Genomic DNA, 22099 nt, shown 5'->3' with positions numbered 1-22099 from the left:
CTTTTCGAGGGGGTCGGTTCTTTTTTTGCATCGGCCTCGCTAGCTAGCTGCCCTGCGTCTCCATAACCTTATTTTCCGTATATCGGAGCGATTCAGTCTATGCGGTTCGTCCAGATTCCGCCGCGACCGAAAGGATGTACTGACCGTCTGTGGAACCAAACTTCCCCAAAACGAATTTCACCGTTTGCAAGCATATCTGCCGGAGGAACGCATACGATTAGGCGAAGAAACGGGAAAAAGGAGGATCGCCTATGCCGGCTGACGAGATGCAGGTGACTTCGCTTGTATCGGGGTTTTTACCGCAAGGGGCGGAACTAATGACGATAGAGAAACCCTCTCCGCACACTGCGATTCACTCGCCCGACTTAACAGGAGACGGTATACCGGAAATTGCGGCGGTTTACCGGTTAAACGGTGAAATGTACCTGCTTGTATTGACTTACCGGGACGGCGTTTGGCAGAAGGCGGCGGCTGTAAAAGGAACCGGCTACGCCGTAACGCTGCTGTCGTCCGCCCCCGTGCTGCGGGCCGGTCTCGACAATCTGCTCGTGGGCTGGCAGATCGGTTCCATTTGGTCGAAGCTGTCGGTTTACGAATGGACGCCGGAAGGGCTTACAGATGCCGCTCCCGCGGACATGAGCTACAGTTATATCGAAGTGGGGGATATGCCGGGTCTTGCCGGACGTGACGGAAAAGCCGAAGTGGCGCTTTGGACTCATGATACGGGGAAAGCCTATAGCGTCCAGGTGCTGAGGTGGAGCAACGGGGCGTTTGTGCCGGCGCCGGATGTCTATCCCTATTATTTTCCGCGTGTGGTCCGGTACTACGAGGAGATGACCCGGCGGCATCCGGATTATACGTTTTACTGGTACTATCTGGCCGACGCCCAGTACCGGGCCGGGCTGCCGGAGGCGGCGCTGGTATCGGTCCGGAAAGCGCTGTCTTTTCCGAATCCTTTTCCTTCGCGTGACAAATTGCTGGAGCTCCGGCTGAACATTTTGGCGGCGCTCGGCAGATCACCCCAAGCACGGATGCCGGCCCTGTTTCCCGCTTCATTGAAAACGACGTCCGGACTGAAATGGGGCTACATCGATTCGGAAGGAAGGCTGGCGATCCGGCCGATGTACGAGGACGCCGCAGATTTCCAGCGGAACGGACTCGCCGTCGTCGGACGGAACGGGAAATACGGCCTGATCGACCGGTCGGCGCGCTTTGTCGCGCCGCCTGTTTACGATTCGATCAATCCGTTTTCCGGTCGGCGGGCGGTTGTCATCGACAGCGAAGGCTTCAAGCTGATCGACGAGAAGGGTAAAGTTCTGACCGGACGTGCCTACCCGTTTATCGCCAATATGGAGGACGGGAGAGCCGTTTTCTATGTCACCGGCGGGGGAAGCGGCGATACCGGAACGAGCAGATACGGCTATCTCGATGCGCAGGGCAGAGAGGTGATTCCGGCGCAGTACGAGGAAGCGAACGATTTTCACGACGACCGTGCCGTCGTGAAAATCCGGGACAGCGACTATGCGCTTATCTCCCCGGACGGTCGCAAGCTGGCGTCCTACCCTTACGCCTACGTCGGACCGCACGGAGACGGCCTTCTTGCGTTTCAGCAGACCTCCGGCGGCAAGTATGGCTACATCGATGAGCGGGGGAAAGTCGTTATTGCGCCGTCCTTTACGGTGGGGCTGCCGTTCCATGACGGCCGTGCCGTTGTCAGCACGTCGGAAGACTACAAGTGGACATACGGCGTCATCGACAAAGCGGGCCGATATGTGATCAAGCCGGCTTACAACGACATCCGGGATTTGGGAGAGAAGCGGTTTGCACTCGGCAGGGCGTTAGATCCCGAACAGCCTTTCCTCGGTTCGGTTTACGCGATCGCGGACTGGAACGGAGCGCTGCTGTCGGATTTTCTGTACGACGAGGTTTCCGACTTCAAGGGCGGTTTAGCTTCGGTGGCGGGAGCTGAACAAACCTATTTCATCAACCGCAGCGGCAAACCGGCGCCGGGCTATCCGAGAGTGGAAGGAAGCGGCTCACTCACGCTCGAGCGGGGAGGACTGATCAAAGCATACACCGATCGCAGGCTGGCTTATCTGAACCGGGCCGGCAAGGTGATCTGGCATCAGAACACGGTCATTTCCCTGACACCGCCTTACAGCGTAAGAGAAGAGAAATATAAGCCGAACCGGGACTATCTCGTCTATTATCCGCAGGTCGAAGGAATGAAGGACGAGACGGCGCAGCGGAGTGTCAACACCAAGCTCAAGGAATGGAGCCAGGTGAAGCCCGTTCCCGGAGACCGGAAGCTTGATTATTCATATTCCGGCGATTTCGAGGTCGCTTTTTACAAGGAAAAACTGCTTGAGCTGGAACTGACCGGGTACAAATACCCGTTTGGCGCCGCCCACGGCATGCCTTCCAAAACGTATGCGATCCTTAACCTGGAGAACGGCCGCATGTATGCGCTCAAAGATTTGTTTAAACCGGGAAGCGACTATGTCCGCATACTCAGCGGTATCGTGGGCAGGCAGATTAAAGAAGACCCGCAATATGCGTACGTGTTTACGGACAGCTATACGGGCATTAAGCCGGATCAGCCGTTTTATGTGACCGAGAATGCGCTTCATCTCTATTTTTTTCCGTACGATATCGGTCCGTATGCCGCAGGTTTTCCGACTTTTACCGTCCCTTTTGCCCGGATTGGCGCCATCGTCGACCGGGAGGGAGAATTTTGGAAAGCGTTCCATGCTTGAAGGGGGACGTTTTTCTTTTTTTGTTATCATTGATAATCATTATCATTTAAATTAAAATAGAGAGAAGCAGGGGAATCACGACGTCGATTATTATAAATCCCAGATGAGGGGGAATGCAGATGAAGCCGAGCAAATCAGCGGCACGCATCGAAGGTCGCGGAGAGCGCGCGGCGGCCACGAGACCATACCTGACTGACATCCGGGTGTATATGGATTCGCATTATCACGAGCAGCTGACCGTCCGGCAGCTTGCCGAACGCGTTCATGTCAGTCCGAAATATTTTGTCGATCTGTTCAAAAAAACGTTCGGCCAGAGTGCCATGGACTATTTGACCGATTTGAGGATCAACCGGGCCAAGCGTTATTTGTCCGAGCCCGAACCGCTTCTGTTGAGGGAAATCGCCCAGCGTGTGGGATACAAGGACGAATACTACTTCAGCCGGAAATTTAAAAAGGAAGTGGGCATGTCTCCTACGGAGTTCGCGCGGAGTTCGAAACACCGGATCGCGGCTTGGTCCCCCGACATGACCGGGTATCTGATCGCCCTTGGCCTGACGCCGCTGGCGGCTCCGCTTGATCCCAAGTGGACGGCTCATTATTACTACTCGTACCGGAAAAAAATCAGATACGCGCTGAAGCTGACGGACCCTTATATTACGGGAACTTTCGAGGAAAATGCGGATCTGATGGCACGCCTGAGGCCGGATGCCGTCGTGGCCGGGGACGGATTAAGCGACGAGCAGCAGGATACGATCCGTAAAATAGCGCCCGCTCTTTTTGTCCCGACTTCACGTGAGCTTGGCTGGCGGGAGTATTTGCGCCTTGTCGCGGTTTTTCTGAAACGTACCGACGAGGCGGAGCAGTGGATCCGGGGCTACGACAAGCTTGCGGATGAGGCCCGTATTCAGTCGGAGGGGGCGCTTGGAGATGACCGGATCCTGATCGTGCGGCTTTACGGCAAAGGGCTGTATTCCTACACGAACCGGGGAATGGAGGATGTGCTTTTCAAAGATTTGAACCTGCGGCAGGTCTCACCCGGTAAGCAGTCCTCCCCGATCCGGCCGGAAGATATCAAAGCGCTTGATCCAAGCCGGATTCTTGTCCTGGTCTGCCCGGAATCGGAGTCGAGGGCTTACTGGCTTGCCCTTCAGCATTCACCCGAGTGGAAAACGATCGGAGCGGTCCGTTCGGGAAGCATTTATCCCATATCGGCCGATCCTTGGCTGGAATACTCCCCGGTCGCCGTCGCACGTATGCTGGATGAAGCGATGCTGCTGTTTACGGGAAAATGTCCAAACGCCTTTCTGGATCATGTGCATGGCGGAAGCCCTCCCGCTGACTTATAATTCCTGTGAATGAGAATCATTATCATAGGGGGCAGAGCTTAGTTATGCGCAATTCATTCTTGAATAAAATCGTTACGGTGAAGGTGCTCGCCGTTATATGCACCGCTCTGATGCTGACCGCTTGCGGAGCTAATCCGAATGCGGGATCCGCTGACGGCAAAGCGGGAGACACAAGCGCTTCGGCGGCACCGATCGGTGCGGCCGGCGGACAGGAACGGACGTTTACGGACGAGTTTGGCCATACCGTCAAAGTGCCCGCTTCTCCAAAAAGGGTCTTTGCGCCCTACTTGGAAGATTCGCTCACTAAACTTGGAGTGACCCCGATCGCCCAATGGTCTGCGGGTGGACAAGGCAACAGTTATTTGAAGGAGAAGCTGAGTCAAGTGCCCAAGCTTGATTTTTCGAGCGGTGCCCCTTCTCCGGAAGTCGTGACCGAACTTCAGCCCGATCTGATTATTCTGCAAACCGAATCGTACGCATCCAACGGAGTTTACGAGAAATACTCCAAGATCGCTCCGACGTATGTATTCAAAAACGCTTCAAGCGACCCGGCTTCTTCACTAAGCAAGATCGGCGAGCTGCTGGGCAAGACCGAAGAAGCGAAGCAAGCTTTGCAGGCCCACGACAAGAAAGTGCAGGAAGCGAAAGCGAAGCTGCAGCAGGCTGCGCCGGGTAAAAAGGCAGCAGTCATCCGTTTCGCGAGCAGAGGCGTAAGCCTGATGGGCGGCAAATATCTGGCTGGCGCTGTCGTCCACGATAAGCTCGGATTCGGTATGTCCAAGCTCGTGGACGGCAAAAACTCCGCGGCCATTTCGCTTGAAGTGCTGCCGGATCTGGATGTGGATTACATATTTATGATGAACCAATACGGCCAGGGGACGGAGCGGATGAAAGAAATCACCGAAAGTCCGTTTTGGAAAAAGATTCCTGCCGTCCAGGCCGGACACGCCTATGAGGTGAACAGCGAATACTGGCTGGGAAGCGGAATGATTGCGGACGAAATGATGATCGACGATGTGGTCAAGCTGATTGCAAAATGATGGAGAGAACCGTGTTCGGGATTAGCCCGGACACGTTTTTTTTTCTGTAAACGTATTTGCTAAAAATGGATTTTGAACAAATAAATTCCGGATTTCTTCCATGTGCCGGGGAGAGAGGAGCCTATATAATTTTAAATGAAAATGATTATCAATATCACTTAATTGGTTGATTACATTTCTTTATTAGGAGGCCGCAAAGAATGGTTTCACGTGTGGAAACACCCCGCAGAACATTTCAGGGAGAGACGGCGTATGGCGGCGTGGAGATTCCGAACACCGAACAGCGGGTGATGCGTTCGTCCAGAACGAATCTTTCTTACCGGATTATGACGGCACTTCCGCCGGGACCGCCTCCTGCGACGGGCTACCCCGTCTTTTATGTCCTGGACGGCAATTCGGTATTTGCCACCGTAGCGGAGGCTTTGCGGGTTCAATGCCGACGTCCCGAAGTGACGGGCGTCAAAGCGGCGCTTGTCGTAGGCATCGGGTATCCGACGGACGAACCGTTTCATCCGCAGCGATACTTCGATTACACGCCGGAAAAGACAGCCAAGTATACGCGCAAGCCGGACGGAACTGTGCTTCCGGAGCAGGGAGGCGCGGCTGCCTTTCTCGATTTCATTCAGGAAGAGCTGAAACCGGTCATCGCTAGGGAGTACCCCGTCGACATTACGAATCAGACGATCATGGGTCATTCCCTTGGAGGATTGTTCGTCCTGCATACGCTTTTTACAAGACCGGAATATTTCCGTACCTATATCGCCGGCAGCCCGTCTATCCATTGGAACCGCGAATGGCTTGACGTGCGGGAGAAGCTGTTTACGGCTGCACTTGACGCGGGTTCGCTGCAGAGGAGTTCGGGTATCCGGGCACTGATTGCGATGGGCGAACTGGAAAATGCGCATCCCTCGGGCAATTACGGGATGGCGAAAGAGATGGCCGCCAGGCTCTCTAACATGGAGAGCCGCGGTTTAAGCGTACAGTGGCATTCGTTCGAAGACGAAGGGCATGTCTCCGTCCTGCCGGGACTGGTCAGCCGAGGACTGCGTTTCGCTTCCCGTCCGTGACGAAAGCGGGCTAAGCAGCAGGAAATACAGCCAATGGAAGGGAGCGAATTGAAGGATGAAAGAAAGCCCGTTTGCAGGTGCGCCGTACACGGGAATCTCCGGCAAAGTTGCCGTCGTGACCGGAGCCGCCCAAGGCATCGGTGAAGCGGCGGCAGCCGTTCTTGCGGGCCTGGGCGCCGTAATTGCCGCCGTAGATCTCCAAGGGGAGAAGGTGGAGCGGTCAGCCGAAGCTTTGGCCAGCTCGGGCGCTTCCGCCGCAGCCTATGCAGCCGACGTGTCGGACAGCAGGAGCGTGGAAGAAGTCATTGCCCGTATCGAGCGTGAGCAGGGCCCGGTCGATATACTCGTGCATGCGGCGGGAGTGCTGCAGCACGGAACCGGAGTAACGCTCGGCGACGAGGAGTGGGAGCGGACATTCGCCGTGAACACGACCGGCGCCTTCTATGTGTGCCGCTCCGTCATCAGCCGCATGTCCAAGCGCCGCAGGGGGTCGATCGTGCTGATCGGCTCTAACGCAGGGACCGTGCCGCGTTACGGCATGAGCGCCTACGCCGCTTCCAAAGCCGCCGCGGCCATGATGCTGAAATGCCTGGGTCTTGAACATGCCGCGGAGGGAATCCGCTGTAATATCGTTTCCCCGGGATCGACGGACACACCGATGCAGCGGGGCATGTGGGAAGACGAAAGCGGGGAATTCAAGACGATTTCGGGGTCGCCGGAACTGTACAAGCTGGGTATTCCGCTCGGGAAACTGGCGACTCCGGAGGATATCGCCTGGGCCGCGGCTTTTCTCTCGTCGGATCAGGCGGGTCATATAACGCTTCACGATATTCGAATCGACGGCGGAGCCACGCTAGGCCGCTGACAGATAAAAAGGAGTGGATAAACATGATGCTGGGACAAAAAGAAAAATTGTTATCCCCGGCCGACTTGCTCGATAAATACAGCGAAGGTTCGGCGTTTTATTTCGGCTCGCCCCGCCAGACGCTGCTTGCGGAAGGAGAGCTTGTCCGACTTTCCGTTGACGGGAAAGGGGAAGACCTGGAGCGGCTGCCCCGCCGGGTCGCGGACCTGCTGACGGGTGTCCGTGCGGGTAATGCCGCCGAACCCGTTATCGTCGGCGCGATTCCGTTCACCGTGAACAGCGGTGTCAGACCCGAACTGTTCGTTCCGCTGCAAACCCTGTGGGCGGGTCCCCTGCCGGAATCGGAGGAGGCCCTTGCCGAGATTGCGGGTGATACGGACCGTCCTGTTTTTGCCGGGGAAGCCGCTGGCGGAACCTTCAACATCGTCTCGTTTCCAACGGAATCCGATTACGAGGCGGCGGTGCGAAAAGGACTGGAGCAGCTGAGGTCCGGCAAACTGCGCAAGGTCGTCCTGTCGCGTTCGCTGCGGCTGGAAAATTGCCCGCCCGTTCAAACGGGACGTCTCCTGCGCCGCCTCGCGGCAGGCAACACGCGCGGCTACACGTTTGCCGTTCCTTTGCGGGGACAGCAATCTGCAGCGGCCGGCAGCGGCCACAGCGCCGGACAGGGCCAAGGCGCGGCGCCGGCTTCTGGCGCTCACACGCTGATCGGCGCCAGCCCGGAGCTGCTTGTCGCGCGCTCGGGCCAGCTGGTCACGGCCAACCCCCTGGCAGGCTCGGCCGCCCGCAGCAGCGATCCCGCCGAGGACAAGCGGCGTGCAGACGCGCTCCTGCTGTCGGCCAAAGACCGCCACGAGCATGCGGTTGTGGTCGAAGCGGTAGCCTCCGCGCTCCGGCCTTACTGCCGGAAGCTCGATGTACCGGCCGAGCCTTCGGTCATCGGGACCAAAACGATGTGGCATCTGTCCACGAAGGTAACCGGAGAGCTAATGGAACCGGCGGCAAGTTCCCTTGAACTGGCGGTCGCCATGCACCCGACGCCAGCGGTATGCGGCACCCCGACAGGTCCCGCGAGAACCGCCATCCGCGAGCTCGAATCGTTCGACCGAAGGTATTTTACCGGAATGGTCGGCTGGTGCGATGCGGCGGGTGACGGCGAGTGGGCGGTGACGATCCGCTGCGCGGAGATCGGGGAAGATGCCGTGACTTTATATGCGGGCGCCGGGATTGTCGAAGGTTCGGACCCCGCTGCCGAGCTGGCCGAAACCTCCTCGAAGCTCAAAACGCTGCTTCTCGCGATGGGAATGGACCCGGAGACGGGAAGCGGCGGGGGAGGGAAAAGCGTATGAGCGAAGATTATCCGTACTGGCCGGACGAGTTCGTCCGGAAGTACCGCGAAGCGGGCTGCTGGCGCGGTGAAACGTTCGGCGGGATGCTCCGCGAACGTGCCGCCGCTCATGGGGACCGGACCGCCATTGTCGGCGGTGAAGCGCGTGTCAGCTACGCCGAGCTGGATTTGAACGCCGACCGGCTGGCTGCCGGTTTGAAAAGACTCGGAATCCGGAAAGGTGACCGGGTCGTCGTGCAGCTTCCGAACGTACCGGTTTTCTTTGATGTGATTTTTGCGCTGTTCCGGCTTGGCGCTCTGCCCGTCTTTGCACTGCCGCTGCATCGCCGGAGCGAGATTGTTCATATCGCTTCCTATTCGGAAGCGGCGGCCTATATCACCATCGACAAGTACGCCGGCTTCGACTACCGCACGCTGGCTTCGGAAGTGAAAGCCGAAGTTCCCGGCCTTCGTCACGTACTCGTAGCCGGAAATCCGGGCGATCATCTGAGTCTGGAAGAAACGTACGTACACGAAATTCCGGCTATTCCGGGTAAATTACATCCCTTACAAGTGGATAGATCCGAGGGACAAGCATCCGATGGTCCGGAAGATCAGCCGGATACGCGGGATGCCGGGCCCGCTCCCGGAGACACCGCTTTTCTGCAATTGTCCGGCGGAAGCACGGGGCTTCCCAAGCTTATTCCGCGTACGCACGACGATTACATATACAGTCTTCGGCGCAGCGCGGAAGTATGCGGGCTGGACGGCGGCAGCGTATATCTCGCCGCTTTGCCGGTTGCGCATAATTTTCCGCTGAGCTCGCCCGGGGCGCTCGGAACCTTGTACGCTGGAGGCACGGTCGTGCTTGCGCGTTCGGGCAGTCCGGACGAGGTGTTTCCGCTGATCAGGAAGGAAAAGTGCACCATTGCGGCCGTCGTTCCGCCGCTGGCGCTTGTCTGGCTGGAAGCCGCCCGGACCAGAGGCGAAAACCTTCATCCGCTCCAGGTTCTTCAAGTAGGCGGAGCCAAATTCAGCGAGGAGGCGGCCAAGCGCGTCAAGCCCGAGCTGGGCTGTACGCTCCAGCAGGTTTTCGGCATGGCGGAAGGTCTTGTGAATTACACCCGGCTGGATGATGCGGAAAGCGTCATTACGGGCACACAAGGACGGCCCATGTCACCGCTTGACGAGGTGCTTATTCTCGATGACGAGGATCGTCCGGCGGCTCCGGGAACGATCGGTCATCTGCTTACCCGGGGACCTTATACCATTCGCGGCTATTACAAAGCCCCCGAGCACAATGCGCGCAGCTTTACGCCGGACGGCTTTTACCGGACGGGAGACCTGGCACGTTTGACCCCTGAGGGTAATCTCGTGGTGGAAGGCAGAGCCAAGGATCAGATTAACCGGGGGGGCGACAAAGTAGGCACGGAGGAAGTGGAAAACCATCTGCTTGCCCATCCCGCCGTCCGGGACGCCGCGATCGTGGCGATGCCCGACGATTTTCTGGGCGAGCGTTCCTGCGCTTTTATTTTGTCGAGGGATCCTCATACGGGGGGCGACGAACTGCGTTCCTTCCTCCGCCGCCGCGGCCTGGCCGCTTATAAAATCCCGGACCGGTTCGAATTCATCGACTCGTTTCCCCAGACGGGAGTCGGCAAGGTGAGCAAGAAGGATCTTCGCCAGCGTATTGGGGCTTTGCTGCTGGAAGAAGCCGGAGTTAAAAGCTAGATTCGCACAGCGGGTCATCGGACAAGGATAGCCCGGCTAACTTTATAGAGCCTGACAAGGAGAGGATTGAAATGGCAATACCATCCGTACAATCATACCCGATGCCTACGGCGGAGGATTTACCCGTAAACCGGGTTTCCTGGACACCCGACCCGTCCCGGGCGGCGTTTCTTATTCACGATATGCAGCAGTATTTTATGGCCTGCTTCGAACCAGGCCAATCGCCCGGGGTTGAGCTGACGGAGCATATCCGGCTGCTCGCAAATCGCTGCAGAGAACTGGGTGTGCCGGTTATTTATTCGGCCCAGCCCGGTGCCCAGACACCTGAACAGCGCAGGCTGCTTCAAGATTTTTGGGGGTCCGGTATCGGGCCCGACCCTCGGGAACAGCAAATCATTGCGGAACTCGAACCCGGAGACAACGATATCCGGCTGACCAAATGGCGCTACAGCGCTTTTCAAAAAACGGATTTGGCCGAGCAGTTGAAAGCGATGGGACGGGATCAACTGATTATCGTCGGAATTTATGCCCATATCGGCTGTCTGATGACGGCCTGCGAGGCTTTTATGAGAGATATCGAGGCCTTTATGGTCAGTGACGCTCTCGCCGATTTTTCGCGGGAAAAACACGACCTGGCGCTGGAATACGCGGCCGAGCGCTGCGCGTTCACACTGACGACGGAGCAGCTGCTGGCGCAGTGGGCAAAAGAGACTCCGGAAGGCGTGAACTTCGGGCAGGCGGAAGCGGGGGCTGTTTCAAACGCAGCCGGCTCCTTAAACGGAGCAGCCGCCGGTATCGCCGAGACCGCCGCGGCTGACGGCCCGACGGACGGGCCGGAAGCGACGGGCGCTCCCGATCCGTACGCCTTTGCTTTGTCGGCTCTGCGGCAGCAGGTTGCCGGGCTTTTGCGGGAGCGGCCGGATGCGATAGGAGACGAGGATAATCTGCCGGAATATTGGGGACTCGACTCCATCCGGATTATGACATTGGCCGAACGTTGGAGAAGCCTGGGGGCGTCCGTTACGTTCGCGGAGCTTGCCGAAGAACCGACGCTGCTTGCCTGGAGCAGACTGCTGGCTTCCAGAACCGTAACCTTCGTCCCGAACGGGGATTATTACGATGCGGCCGCAAGGGGGGAGCGTTGATGATAGAGAGCGCCCTCCGGCTGCCGCTTTCCGGCGCTCAGCAAGGAATCTGGTACGCCCATCAAATGGACGCACAGCGTTCCGTTTACAACACGGCGGAATGGCTGGAGATTCACGGTAACATAAACGAGGAACTACTGGAACAAGCGCTGCGGCTGACGGTGCAGGAAGCGAAGTGGCTGCACGCCCGTTTCGGCGAGGACGGCGACGGACCGTGGCAGGAGCTGGGACCCGAAACGGACTGGGCTCTGCTGAAAATAGACGTCAGCCGGATGAATCATCCTCATGCCGAGGCGGAAGCCTGGATGCGCCAGGATTTGCAGAAGCCCGTGGAACTCGCGGAAGGACCCTTGTTTACCCAGGCGCTGATCCGGCTGGCTTCCGACCGCTGGTGCTGGTATCAGCGCATTCATCATATACTGATCGACGCGTACGGCTATGCGCTGCTTCACCGGAGAGCGTCTCAGATTTATACCGCTCTCGCATCCGGCCGACCCGTTCCGCCGCATAATTTCGGTTCTCCCGAGCAAGTTCTCCGCGAGGAGGAAACATACCGGGCATCGGGGCAGCACGGACAGGACCGGGCGTACTGGCTGGACAAGCTCGCGGACGCCCCCGACTCTTCCGTCATGGGCAGAGGCGGAAACAGCCCGGATGGCAGCCCTCTCCGGCAGTCGGGACGACTTGCTGCCGCGGCAAGCCGCGTGCTGACCGAATCCGCCGCCGAGGCCGGATGCAGCTGGGCGGAAGCGGTGCTGGCCGCCGCCGCCGCTTACGTGCACCGGATGACGGGCTCCGCGGATATCCGGCTCGGCCTTCCTTTGATGAACCGGCTGGGCAGCTCGGCCCTGAATGTACCCGGTATGGTCATGAACGTCCTGCCGCTGTGCCTGACCGTCAAGCCGGAAACGAGCTGGGGAGACTTGAGACTGCAAGTTGCGGCGGAACTGCGCAAACTCCGCAGGCATCAGCGCTACCGGCAGCATGATCTTGTAAGAGATCTGGGTTTGCTGGGCGAGAGGCGAAGGCTTTACGGGCCGATGATCAACATCATTCCGTTCGTGGAAACCCCTTCTTTCGCCTCGGCCGGAACGGTTCGGCACTCCATTTACGCAGGACCCGCCGACGATCTCTCTCTGCATATTTATGAAGCCTCAGACGGTGACGGCTTGCAGATCGATTTCGATGCGAATCCCGGCATTTACAGCGAGCAGGAACTTTCGGGCCACCGGCGCCGTTTTCTCAGCTTCCTTGAGTCGGCCGCCTTCGCTGACCCGGATACGCCCGCCGGACTGCTGGACACCCTGCTGCCTTCGGAGAAGGACCTGCTCCTGAACCGCTGGATCGATACCGCTTGCGACGTGCCCGGAGATTCACCCGCAGAGCTGATCCGCCGGCGTGCGGAGCTTTCGCCCCATGCGGCTGCCGTTCTGTGCGGCGGACGGACGCTGACGTACGCGGAGCTGGACCGGCAGGCAGCGGTTCTTGGCGCGGAGCTTAGACGGCTCGGGATCGGGCCGGAGCGGCTCGTCGCGATTGCGCTCCCGCGGAGCGAGGCGGCCGTCGTTTCCATCCTGGCGGTTCTCCGGCTGGGAGCGGCCTATATGCCGGTTGATCCGGACTATCCGGCGGAGCGCATCGCCTACATGCTGGACGATGCGCAGCCGGCCTGCCTCCTGACGGATACGGAGTCGATGCGTTCGCTGCCGGATACGGGCAACGTGTCCCTGCTGCTGCTCGATGAACTGGGCAAGGGAGACCGTGCGGAAAGTCCCGGTTCCACTCCGAAAACCGGAGACCATGCAGATGCCGAATGTCATCCGCTGCGCCCGTCTCCGCTCCATCCCGCTTATGTGATCTATACCTCCGGCTCCACCGGCAGGCCGAAAGGCGTGCCCGTAACCTACGGCGGCCTCGCCAATCTTCTCGACGCCATGCAGAGGAAGTTCCGTCTTCAAGAAGGAGACAGCTTCTTATCGGTGACGACCATTGCGTTCGATATTTCCGTAATGGAGATTTTACTGCCGCTGATCGGAGGCGCTTGCCTGGATATCGCATCCCGGGAGCTGATTCTCGAACCGGGGGCGCTGGCCCGCAGAATAAGGTCAACCGGAGCCTCTATCATGCAGGCAACGCCGACTTTGTGGCAATCGCTCGTATCGGCGAGACCGGGAAGGCTCGACGGCCTGCGTGTCATTGCGGGAGGGGAAGCTTTGCCCCTGAGCCTCCAGCTTGCCCTGCAGGAACTTGGCTGCGAGGTGCACAACCAATACGGCCCGACGGAAACGGCCATCTATTCTACCGCGGCCGCACTTCCAGGGGGTTCGATGATCAAGCCTCCGATCGGTCCGCCGATCGCCAACACCCGGACGTATATCCTGGATGCCGGGCTCCAGCCCGTCCCTCCGGGAGCCGAAGGGGAACTGTACATCGCAGGCGCCGGAGTGGCCCGCGGTTATTTGAACAAACCCGTTCAAACGGCGGAGCGTTTTGTAGCCGATCCGTGGGGAGAACCGGGTTCGCGCATGTACCGCACGGGCGATCTGGCCCGCTGGCTTCCGGACGGAAGCATCGATTATCTGGGCCGGGCGGATCATCAGGTAAAATTACGCGGCTTCCGGATCGAACTCGGCGAAATCGAATCCCGTATCGCCGGACAGCCCGGCATAGCTCAAGCGGTTGTCGTGGTCAGGGAAGACAGGCCAGGGGAGCGGAGGCTCACCGCGTATGTCGTGCCCGAGGAGCTTCATGAACCGGATCATGCCCAATTGAAAAACCAGCTTCAGCAGGAGCTGCCTGAATATATGGTCCCGCTTGTCTGGGTTACCCTGGCGAGCCTTCCGCTGACGCCTAATAAAAAAGTCGACCGCAAGGCGCTGCCCGTTCCGCAAATGTCCGGCACCGCAAAAGAAGCTTCCGCACGGACGCCTCACGAGGAACTGCTTTGCCAGGTATTCGCGGAGGTGCTCGGCTTGTCCTCGGTTGGCATCGACGACGACTTTTTCCGTCTGGGCGGGCATTCGCTTCTGGCCGGACGAGCGGTTCTGCGCATACGCGAAACGACGGGAGTAGATGTGCGGTTGTCCGGCATATTCGAAGCGCCGACGGTTCGTGAACTTGCACAGCTTCTGGGCCGGAAAGGAACGCCTATCCCGCCGGTCGTTCCGGCCGCTCCGGGGGTTGCTGTCCCTCTATCAAGGGCCCAGAGACGCTTGTGGTTCTTATACCGCCTGGAGGGCCCGAGTTTCACCTACAACATCCCGCTGGTGTGCACGCTCTCCGGGAAGCTGGACCGTCAGGCGCTGAAGCAGGCCCTGCTCGACGTTACCGGACGTCACGAGCCGCTGCGCACCGTATTTCCGGAAACGCCTGACGGCATGCCGCAGATCCGCATAATGGACCGCGAAGCCGCCGCCGATATGTTTGTGTTTCAGGTTGTTCCGGCAGCGGGCCTGGAGGGAGACGACTGGCAGGAATCGCTCGACCGGGAAGTTCGTCACGGATTCGAGCTGTCTTCCGAGATCCCGCTGAAAGCGGTCCTTTTTGAACGGGAGGAAGAGGAATACGTCCTGCTGCTCATCGTGCATCATATCGCGGCAGACGGCTGGTCGCTCTCGGTTATCACGTCGGATCTGTCCGCCGCCTATGCGGCCCGGATTGCAGGCCGTGACCCGTCATTCAGCGATACTCCGGTCCGGTACGGCGATTTTACACTGTGGCAGGAAAAGCTGCTGGAAGAAGAAGGGGAGCCGCAAAGTCTGATGGGAAGCCAGCTGGCGTACTGGAAAGAGGCGCTGCGGGGTCTGCCCGAGGAGCTGCCGCTGCCGGCCGACCATCCGCGCCCGTCCGTATCCGGACAAGCCGGGGGTGTGATTCCGTTCCGGATCGGCGAAGAATTGCATGCGCAGCTGCTCGAACTGGCGGCCGAAGGGAAAGCCAGCTTGTTCATGGTGCTGCATGCGGCGCTGGCGGCGCTGCTGTCCCGGTTGGGCGGCGGCGAGGACATACCGGTCGGAAGTCCCGCTGCGGGCCGGCCGGACGAAGCGACCGGATCGCTCGTGGGCATGTTCATCAACACGCTCGTGCTCCGGGCGGATCTTTCCGGACAGCCCACGTTCCGCGAGCTGCTCGCACGTGTCCGGTATACGGATCTCAGCGCCTACGAGAATCAGGAGCTGCCGTTCGAGCGGCTGGTCGAGGCTCTGAGCCCGGCACGGTCCCGTTCGCGGCATCCGCTGTTTCAGATTATGCTAGTGCTGCAAAATACGCCGGCCACGAGGCTGGACCTGCCGGGAATCGTCTCGAAGCTGGAGCTGCGGGGGACAGGTTCATCGAAGTTCGATCTTACATTCGAACTCACAGAACATCGGCGCTCGGACGGGGAACCATGCGGCATAGAAGGTTTGCTGGAATACAGCGCGGATTTGTACTTGCCGAACACGGCTGAAGCATTTACCCGGCGGTTCCTGAAGCTGCTGGAACAAGCTGCCGCGCAGCCCGATCAGCCGGTCGGCCGCATAAGCGTGCTGCTGGAGGAAGAGAGGCTTGCGCTCACGGCCAAGCTGAAACCGGAGGCTGCCGAGCAAACGATCGCAGGCGGCAAACTGTCCGCCTCCGGACGCACCCTCACGGAGCTGTTCGAAGGGCAGGCCGCACTCCGTCCGGATGCTCCCGCTGTTGTGTACGGCACGCAGACGCTGAGCTATCGGCAGCTCAACGAACGGGCCAACCGGATCGCCCGCCTCTTGATGGAGGAGGGAGCCGGACCCGAGCAGTTCGTAGCTCTGGCTCTGCCGAGATCCGCGGATCTTCCGGCCGCCGTACTGGGCGTGCTGAAAACGGGAGCGGCTTATCTGCCCCTCGATCCCGATTATCCGGCCGACAGGCTGGCTTACATGCTGGAAGATGCGGGACCTTCGATTCTTGTTACTTCGGCGGACGCCGCTGCAGGTCTGCCGGAAGGAAGCGGCTTGAAAGTCGTGGTACTGGGTGATTTTTACTGCGAGGAGCGCCTGCGGCGGCTGCCGGATTCTGATCCCGAACCGGCTCTGCGTGCAGGAAGACATAACGCCCTCCATCCCGCATATCTCATCTATACGTCGGGTTCGACGGGCCGCCCCAAAGGGGTCGTTATTCCTCATGAAAATGTGATCCGGCTGATGGAATCGACAGAGGAATGGTTCGGCTTCGATGAGACGGACACCTGGACGCTGTTCCACTCGTACGCCTTCGACTTCTCTGTATGGGAGCTATGGGGCGCACTGTTGTACGGAGGGAAGCTCGTCGTCGTGCCGTTCTCCGTAAGCCGTTCGCCGTCCGAATTCTTGGATCTGCTGGAAGAGCAGGGCGTTACGGTGCTCAATCAGACGCCTTCCGCTTTCTATCAGCTGATTCAGGCGGACCGGGAGCAGTCAGAGAGAGCTTCTGCTCTTTCGCTCAAGCATGTCATTTTCGGAGGGGAAGCGCTCGATCCCGGAAAACTGGAGGAGTGGTACAGCCGCCATCCGGATCATTTCCCGAGACTCGTCAATATGTACGGCATAACGGAGACAACCGTGCATGTGAGTTACTATCCGTTAGACCGCCGCAGCGCGGAGGCAGGGTCCGGCAGCGTGATCGGCGTGCCGATTCCCGACCTGGACGTATACGTGCTGGACGATAACCTGGAGCCTGTACCGTTCGGCGTGAGCGGGGAGATGTACGTGTCCGGAGCGGGACTTGCAAGAGGCTACTGGCAAAAGCCGGAGTTGTCCGCTCAGCGTTTTGTCGCCGATCCGTTCGGTACTCCGGGAAGCCGGATGTACCGGACAGGGGACCTTGCCAAGAGATTCGCCGACGGCTCTCTGGAGTACTTGGGCCGGGCCGACCAGCAGGTGAAGCTGCGCGGCTTCCGGATCGAGCCGGGCGAAATCGAAGCCGTGCTGGAGAAGCACCCGGCGGTTGCGCAGGCGGCCGTCGTCCTGCGGGAGGATCAGCCGGGTGACAAACGGCTGGCGGCGTATATCGTTCCCGCTCAGTCCGGCGAAGTACCGGACACGGGCATGATCCGCCTGCACGCCTCCGCGGCGCTGCCGGATCATATGGTCCCTTCCGGCATCGTCGTGCTGGACAGTCTGCCGCTGACCGTTAACGGCAAACTCGACCGCAAAGCGCTGCCGGCTCCCGTCTACGCTTCCGCAAACGGAAGCCGGAGTCCGCGGACGCCGCAGGAAGAAGTGCTGTGCGGACTGTTCGCGGAAACGCTCGGCCTGGAAGATGTCGGTATCGACGACGGATTTTTCGAACTGGGCGGGCATTCGATGCTGGCCGTCCGTCTCATGAGCCGGATACGGGAGGTATGGGGCAAAGATCCCGGTATCGGTCTTCTGTTCGAAACGCCTACAGTGGCCGGACTTGCCGCGAGGCTTGAAGAGGATACGGGTGACGGAGCGCTGGAGATGCTGCTGCCACTGCGGTCCAACGGTTCCGGCGCACCGCTGTTCTGCGTGCATCCGGCCGGAGGACTCAGCTGGTGCTACGCCGGCTTGATGAAACATCTGAATCCGGACGTTCCGATCTACGGGCTGCAGGCGAGAGGCATAGCCGGTCCCGACCGGCTTCCGCAGACGCTGGGCGAGATGACGGAGGATTACATCCGCTGCATCCGAACCGTCCAGCCGGCGGGTCCGTACCGCCTGCTCGGATGGTCGCTGGGAGGCAATGTGGCTCACGCCATGGCGGTGCAGCTGCAGAAGGAAGGCGAATCCGTCGAGTTTCTGGCCATGCTGGACGCCTATCCGAGCCACTACCTGCCGCTGCGGGGAGAGCCGGATGAAGAAGAGGCGCTGACTGCTCTGCTCGCTCTCGGCGGGTACGACCCCGACAGCATCGGAGACGAGCCGCTGACGATGGAAACCGCGATTGAGATTTTGCGCGGAGACAACAGCGCGCTGGCTTCGCTGAGTGTCGAGACGATCCGCCAACTGCGTGTAACCTACGAAAACTCGGTCAAAATTTTGGCGGCCTATGTGCCGGAGAAATACGAGGGCGATCTTCTGTTTTTCCATTCGACGATCATTCCGGATTGGTTCGATCCTATCGATCCCGATATGTGGATTCCTTATGTGGGAGGACAAATCGAGCGTCACGATATCGAATGCCGGCACAAAGATTTGTGCCAGCCGGGACCGTTGTCCATCATCGGCCGTATGCTGGCCGGAAAGCTGTCATCCGCAAACATGAAGGAAGGGGAGGGAAGTTTCCATGGGCAATCCGTTTGACGATCAGAGCGGTTCCTTCCGGGTTCTTGTCAACGTCGAAGGGCAGTATTCGCTTTGGCCCGCTTTTATCCGGACACCGGACGGCTGGACGGCCGTTCTGGAGGAAGGCACGCACCAGGAATGTCTCGACTATATCGAGAGCAGTTGGACCGATATGAGGCCGGCCAGTCTGCGGGAGTAACGAGAAAGAGCATCCGATGGAAGCGGAGTTTTCCGAACCGCTAGGGGCCCTCTTGACTTCGCTTATCCTAAAAAGCGCGAATGCAAATAAAGGAAAGACGGTACCGGGTCATATTGCCCGGATACCGTCTTTTTTTATTCTCCTCCATGGAAAAGAACCGTTGTTACATATAGCGCTGCGCTGTATCATACCGACGCAGAACGGGCGTAGTCGCAAAGCGACGGAGGGTCTGGTCGGGAGAGCAGACAGCGGCAAAACAGCGCTGTCTTCCCAAATCCTTCTAAGCGGAAAAACCGCTCTAGCCAGAAGAGCGGCCCGGTTAAAACTATGCGATGGAGAGGGGGCGGATGGATGGAGAAGAGATACAGTAAGGGGGAGAGCCTAAACAGGTGTCTCTTCCGGCCCGATCTTTTACTTGCCGGTCTTGACTAACCACTCCGCTAATTCTTCGGTCTGGGACAGTACGGCAAGCGGGTCGTAGTACCAGGAACGTTCTTCCGGCCACACGTACAGTTTTCCGTTCTTGACGGCAGGCAGCGTGCTCCAAACCGGATCGGTGCGGAAGTCTTCGGCGGTTTTGTTGTTAGCGGTCACGATGATGTAATCTCCCGCATAACGTCCCAGCATTTCGGCCGAGATTTCGGCCCACTGTTTTTTCATGAGTTCGTCGGAGATTGCGGCAGGGGGTTTTCGGCCCAGAGCCTGGTACACCGGCTGACCTCCGCGTCCGAAATTATCCCCGTAAACCCATATGTTTTTATCGGAGCTTTCCATGATGGAAAAAGAAGCATTGGCAGGCAGGACGGCATCGACTTTGGACTTGGCCGCGGCGATGCGCCGGTCGTAATCCGCAAGCCATGACTTGGCTTCGGTTTCTTTGCCGAGCAAGGTGCCGAAGTATTCCAGTTCCTCGCGCGCGTTTTTCAATGTGCCGTACGGTATGACCAGGGTCGGTGCGATTTTGCTGAGCTGCTCGTAAGTCTCCGCGTTCCCGGTAATGATGAGATCGGGCTCCAGCCCGGCTATACGCTCTACGGAAGGTTTTCCGTAAGTTCCCGTATCCGCAACTCCGTTCAACGCTTTTTTGTAATAATAATTGTTCAGGGTTAATCCCGGCGCTCCGGCGGGTATGACATTAAGGGCGATCAAGCTGCCCAGATATTCCTCTGCGACGATCCGCTGCGGACGGGCGGGAATTTGAATCTCCCCTTTGACAGTGGAGACCTTTTTGAATTTTGCTTCTTTCGTTGTACCGGTTCCGTTCCCGCTCACATCCGAAGCTTGTACGTTCATTGTGCCGGACACGGTATTGCCGGCAGCCGAGTCCTCGCGTCCGCCGCAGCCGGATAGAATAACGGCCGCGAGCAGAAGGAAGGCAGTTGCTGCCGCCTGCAAACGGTATCGGGCGAATCGCTGATGAGAAAACATGGGTTGTCCTCCTAAATAAAAATGATAATCATTCTCATTAAATGTACAGCGGAAAGACCCCAAGAACGATACACATACATGATATCCGATCATGTAAATTTGTGATCCGGCGTCAATACGTTCATCAAAATGCGCAGCTGTTCCAGCGAGGAGAGCGGATCGAAGCCGAAGAACAGCTCCGGTTGATCCAGCAGGTAAACCCTGCGCCGGCGGACGGCATCGAGCGCCAGCCATTCCGGCGACCGGAACAGCCGCATCAGACGCTGCCGTCCATGAGAATCGCAGGGCAGCGAGGTAATAAAAATATGATCGGCGGCATATTGCACGATAGCTTCCACAGAGGTCTCCACGTACCCGCGCCACGATAAGCCCTGCTCGAGCATCCGCTCAGGCGGACGAAACCCGATGTCGTCATACAAAATCTGGCAGCTCCTGCCGTGACTGCTTCCGAAGCCGTAAGCCTTGTCCGGGCCGATTTCCCAGACGGCCGCCGTACCCCGGCTTCCAAGCTGCCGATCCAGCTGCCGGTTAATCGGAATGAGCCGCTTGTCGTAGAGCGCCAGCCATTCTTCTGCCTCCCGGCGTTTGTTTACGATGTCGGCGATCATCCGGAACTGTTCCCGCCAGCTCATCGTTTTGAAAGGCAGTTCCAGCACCGGGGCAAGCGGAAGAAGGGACCTATTTTCTTCTTCCGTATCATAGCTGATAATGATGTCCGGACGGGCGGCGGCAACCGCTTCATAAAAACTGGCGGAAGTACGGCCGTAAGGGTTGAATTTCTGCCCCTCCGGTATTTCGGGACCCCCCGCGATTTTCTCGGTCCAGCCCGTGTAAACGCCAAGCTCGGGAGTAATTCCCAGCGCAGTCAGAATAGCTGTATAGTTTTGATTAAGCGCGGCGATCCGCTTGGACTTCCCCCGGTAAACGGTAGGGGAAACGCCTACCGATTCTTTAAATTTACGGCTTAAATATGCGCCTTCTTTATACCCTATCTCGTGAGCGAGCGTATTCAAGTCCGGCGAACCGGTCAAAATCCGCTTCTGGGCGCCGCGAATCCGCAGCAGCGTCAAATATTCGTTGAAAGTTCGCCCGGTATACTTGCGGAAGGCGCGGGAAAAGTGCTCCGGGCTCACATTCGCTCTTTCGGCCAGCTGATCCCGCGTAAGGTCTTCGACAAAGTGCGCTTCCATGAAACTAACGCTCTGCTTCAGCCAGGAGCGGCCGGTCCTCTCCCTGGAAGCCAGCTCTTCGTAGAGCCCGTTCATCAATTCGATGAACAGCTGCTGTATCCGGAAAGGACCGCCCAGCTTGGGCTCGCGCCATAGTTTTTGCAGCTCGTCGGCCTGTCTCAAAAGCTTTTCCGGGCAACCGTGCAGAGGTTCGGGACATTGCAAGACACCGGTGTCCGGGTCTGCCGTGCCCAAGCGCCGGTACTCGATAAGCACACCCTTCAGCAAGCCGTGAGATGTCACGTCCAGCTTCTGAAAATCGTCGCAAAGATATATGCTTCCTCGGGAAACTTCGTACGGTTCTTCATGTATGCGCAGCACACCGCTTCCGCCAAGAACGACGAAAATCCGGGAACAACCCGTGCGTTCGCTGCGGCCAAGCTCTTTAACTTGGCTGTCCACTTCGGTAATACGAAAGGGGATATAAAAGAGATGAGCCGTAGAAACCGGCTCTGTATGGGGGCTGGAGATATCGGTCATGGCGATGATTTTCTCTCCTTCAGTGATAATGATTATCAATTATAGGTTTAGTATAGCAAAAGATTGACGAGGAGGGCAGACCTAACCATCTTTTTGAAAAAGCTCTTTCCCGGCTGACGTGAAAAGTGGACACCCGGTCCGCTCGGTTACGAACTCCGTGCTGCCGCTTGCCAAAACGAAAACGATACGTTATAGTGGTTTTGATTAGATTATCTAACTAACAGGAACGATGAAGGCTGCACCGG

The 22099-nt window shown here is 58.5% G+C and carries 12 protein-coding genes; 10 read left to right on the top strand and 2 right to left on the bottom strand.

The features are described 5' to 3' along the window. The first annotated feature begins 251 nt into the window (after nt 1-251). The 10 genes from HMPREF1207_RS01295 (at nt 252) to HMPREF1207_RS01250 (ending at nt 18717) form a co-directional block, all read left to right on the top strand. A complete protein-coding gene (locus HMPREF1207_RS01295; RefSeq protein ID WP_009676641.1) occupies nt 252-2756 on the top strand; it encodes a WG repeat-containing protein in 2505 nt (834 codons plus the stop codon). A gap of 119 nt (nt 2757-2875) precedes the next feature. Next, complete coding sequence (locus HMPREF1207_RS01290; protein WP_009676645.1) at nt 2876-4102, top strand: AraC family transcriptional regulator; 1227 nt, start codon at nt 2876-2878, stop codon at nt 4100-4102. Nucleotides 4103-4146: 44 nt separating this feature from the next. Beyond that, a complete protein-coding gene (locus tag HMPREF1207_RS01285) occupies nt 4147-5142 on the top strand; it encodes an ABC transporter substrate-binding protein (protein WP_009676656.1) in 996 nt (331 codons plus the stop codon). 200 nt (nt 5143-5342) lie between these two features. Beyond that, nucleotides 5343-6209: an alpha/beta hydrolase gene (locus HMPREF1207_RS01280; protein WP_009676604.1), complete on the top strand. Its 867-nt coding sequence runs from the start codon at nt 5343-5345 to the stop codon at nt 6207-6209. 55 nt (nt 6210-6264) lie between these two features. Next, the gene (locus tag HMPREF1207_RS01275) at nt 6265-7074 is read left to right on the top strand and encodes a 2,3-dihydro-2,3-dihydroxybenzoate dehydrogenase (RefSeq protein WP_009676609.1); all 810 of its coding nucleotides are present in this window, start codon (nt 6265-6267) and stop codon (nt 7072-7074) included. Nucleotides 7075-7097: 23 nt separating this feature from the next. Next, on the top strand, nt 7098-8423 hold the full coding sequence (gene dhbC / locus HMPREF1207_RS01270) for an isochorismate synthase DhbC (protein WP_009676657.1): 1326 nt from the start codon (nt 7098-7100) through the stop codon (nt 8421-8423). After that, nucleotides 8420-10132 (top strand): (2,3-dihydroxybenzoyl)adenylate synthase, encoded by a 1713-nt coding sequence (locus tag HMPREF1207_RS01265; protein WP_009676620.1) that lies wholly within the window; start codon nt 8420-8422, stop codon nt 10130-10132. The genes dhbC and HMPREF1207_RS01265 overlap by 4 nt, the downstream gene beginning before the upstream one ends. Nucleotides 10133-10203: 71 nt before the next feature. Beyond that, nucleotides 10204-11277 (top strand): isochorismatase family protein, encoded by a 1074-nt coding sequence (locus HMPREF1207_RS01260; protein WP_009676617.1) that lies wholly within the window; start codon nt 10204-10206, stop codon nt 11275-11277. After that, a complete protein-coding gene (locus tag HMPREF1207_RS01255; RefSeq protein ID WP_009676654.1) occupies nt 11277-18536 on the top strand; it encodes an amino acid adenylation domain-containing protein in 7260 nt (2419 codons plus the stop codon). The genes HMPREF1207_RS01260 and HMPREF1207_RS01255 overlap by 1 nt, the downstream gene beginning before the upstream one ends. Continuing rightward, nucleotides 18520-18717 (top strand): MbtH family protein, encoded by a 198-nt coding sequence (locus HMPREF1207_RS01250; protein WP_009676635.1) that lies wholly within the window; start codon nt 18520-18522, stop codon nt 18715-18717. The genes HMPREF1207_RS01255 and HMPREF1207_RS01250 overlap by 17 nt, the downstream gene beginning before the upstream one ends. A gap of 411 nt (nt 18718-19128) precedes the next feature. On the opposite strand, the gene HMPREF1207_RS01240 is transcribed toward HMPREF1207_RS01250, so the two are convergent. Continuing rightward, complete coding sequence (locus HMPREF1207_RS01240) at nt 19129-20145, bottom strand: ABC transporter substrate-binding protein (RefSeq protein ID WP_009676634.1); 1017 nt, start codon at nt 20143-20145, stop codon at nt 19129-19131. A gap of 89 nt (nt 20146-20234) precedes the next feature. Next, nucleotides 20235-21854 (bottom strand): ABC transporter substrate-binding protein, encoded by a 1620-nt coding sequence (locus HMPREF1207_RS01235; protein WP_016423382.1) that lies wholly within the window; start codon nt 21852-21854, stop codon nt 20235-20237. Between the last annotated feature and the right edge of the window lie 245 nt (nt 21855-22099).

The sequence above is a fragment of the Paenibacillus sp. HGH0039 genome (assembly GCF_000411255.1).
GTDB lineage: Bacteria > Bacillota > Bacilli > Paenibacillales > NBRC-103111 > Paenibacillus_F.
The sequence above is the reverse complement of the archived record's forward strand: the minus strand, read 5'-3'. Positions and strand labels throughout refer to the sequence as shown.

What these genes read in the sequence shown, in the direction of transcription:
- HMPREF1207_RS01260 (WP_009676617.1), top strand. Translation starts at nt 10,204, where the DNA reads ATGGCAATACCATCCGTACAATCATACCCGATGCCTACGGCGGAGGAT.
- HMPREF1207_RS01235 (WP_016423382.1), bottom strand. Translation starts at nt 21,854, where the DNA reads ATGACCGATATCTCCAGCCCCCATACAGAGCCGGTTTCTACGGCTCAT.
- HMPREF1207_RS01240 (WP_009676634.1), bottom strand. Translation starts at nt 20,145, where the DNA reads ATGTTTTCTCATCAGCGATTCGCCCGATACCGTTTGCAGGCGGCAGCA.
- HMPREF1207_RS01295 (WP_009676641.1), top strand. Translation starts at nt 252, where the DNA reads ATGCCGGCTGACGAGATGCAGGTGACTTCGCTTGTATCGGGGTTTTTA.
- HMPREF1207_RS01250 (WP_009676635.1), top strand. Translation starts at nt 18,520, where the DNA reads ATGGGCAATCCGTTTGACGATCAGAGCGGTTCCTTCCGGGTTCTTGTC.
- dhbC (WP_009676657.1), top strand. Translation starts at nt 7,098, where the DNA reads ATGATGCTGGGACAAAAAGAAAAATTGTTATCCCCGGCCGACTTGCTC.
- HMPREF1207_RS01280 (WP_009676604.1), top strand. Translation starts at nt 5,343, where the DNA reads ATGGTTTCACGTGTGGAAACACCCCGCAGAACATTTCAGGGAGAGACG.
- HMPREF1207_RS01290 (WP_009676645.1), top strand. Translation starts at nt 2,876, where the DNA reads ATGAAGCCGAGCAAATCAGCGGCACGCATCGAAGGTCGCGGAGAGCGC.
- HMPREF1207_RS01265 (WP_009676620.1), top strand. Translation starts at nt 8,420, where the DNA reads ATGAGCGAAGATTATCCGTACTGGCCGGACGAGTTCGTCCGGAAGTAC.
- HMPREF1207_RS01255 (WP_009676654.1), top strand. Translation starts at nt 11,277, where the DNA reads ATGATAGAGAGCGCCCTCCGGCTGCCGCTTTCCGGCGCTCAGCAAGGA.
- HMPREF1207_RS01285 (WP_009676656.1), top strand. Translation starts at nt 4,147, where the DNA reads ATGCGCAATTCATTCTTGAATAAAATCGTTACGGTGAAGGTGCTCGCC.
- HMPREF1207_RS01275 (WP_009676609.1), top strand. Translation starts at nt 6,265, where the DNA reads ATGAAAGAAAGCCCGTTTGCAGGTGCGCCGTACACGGGAATCTCCGGC.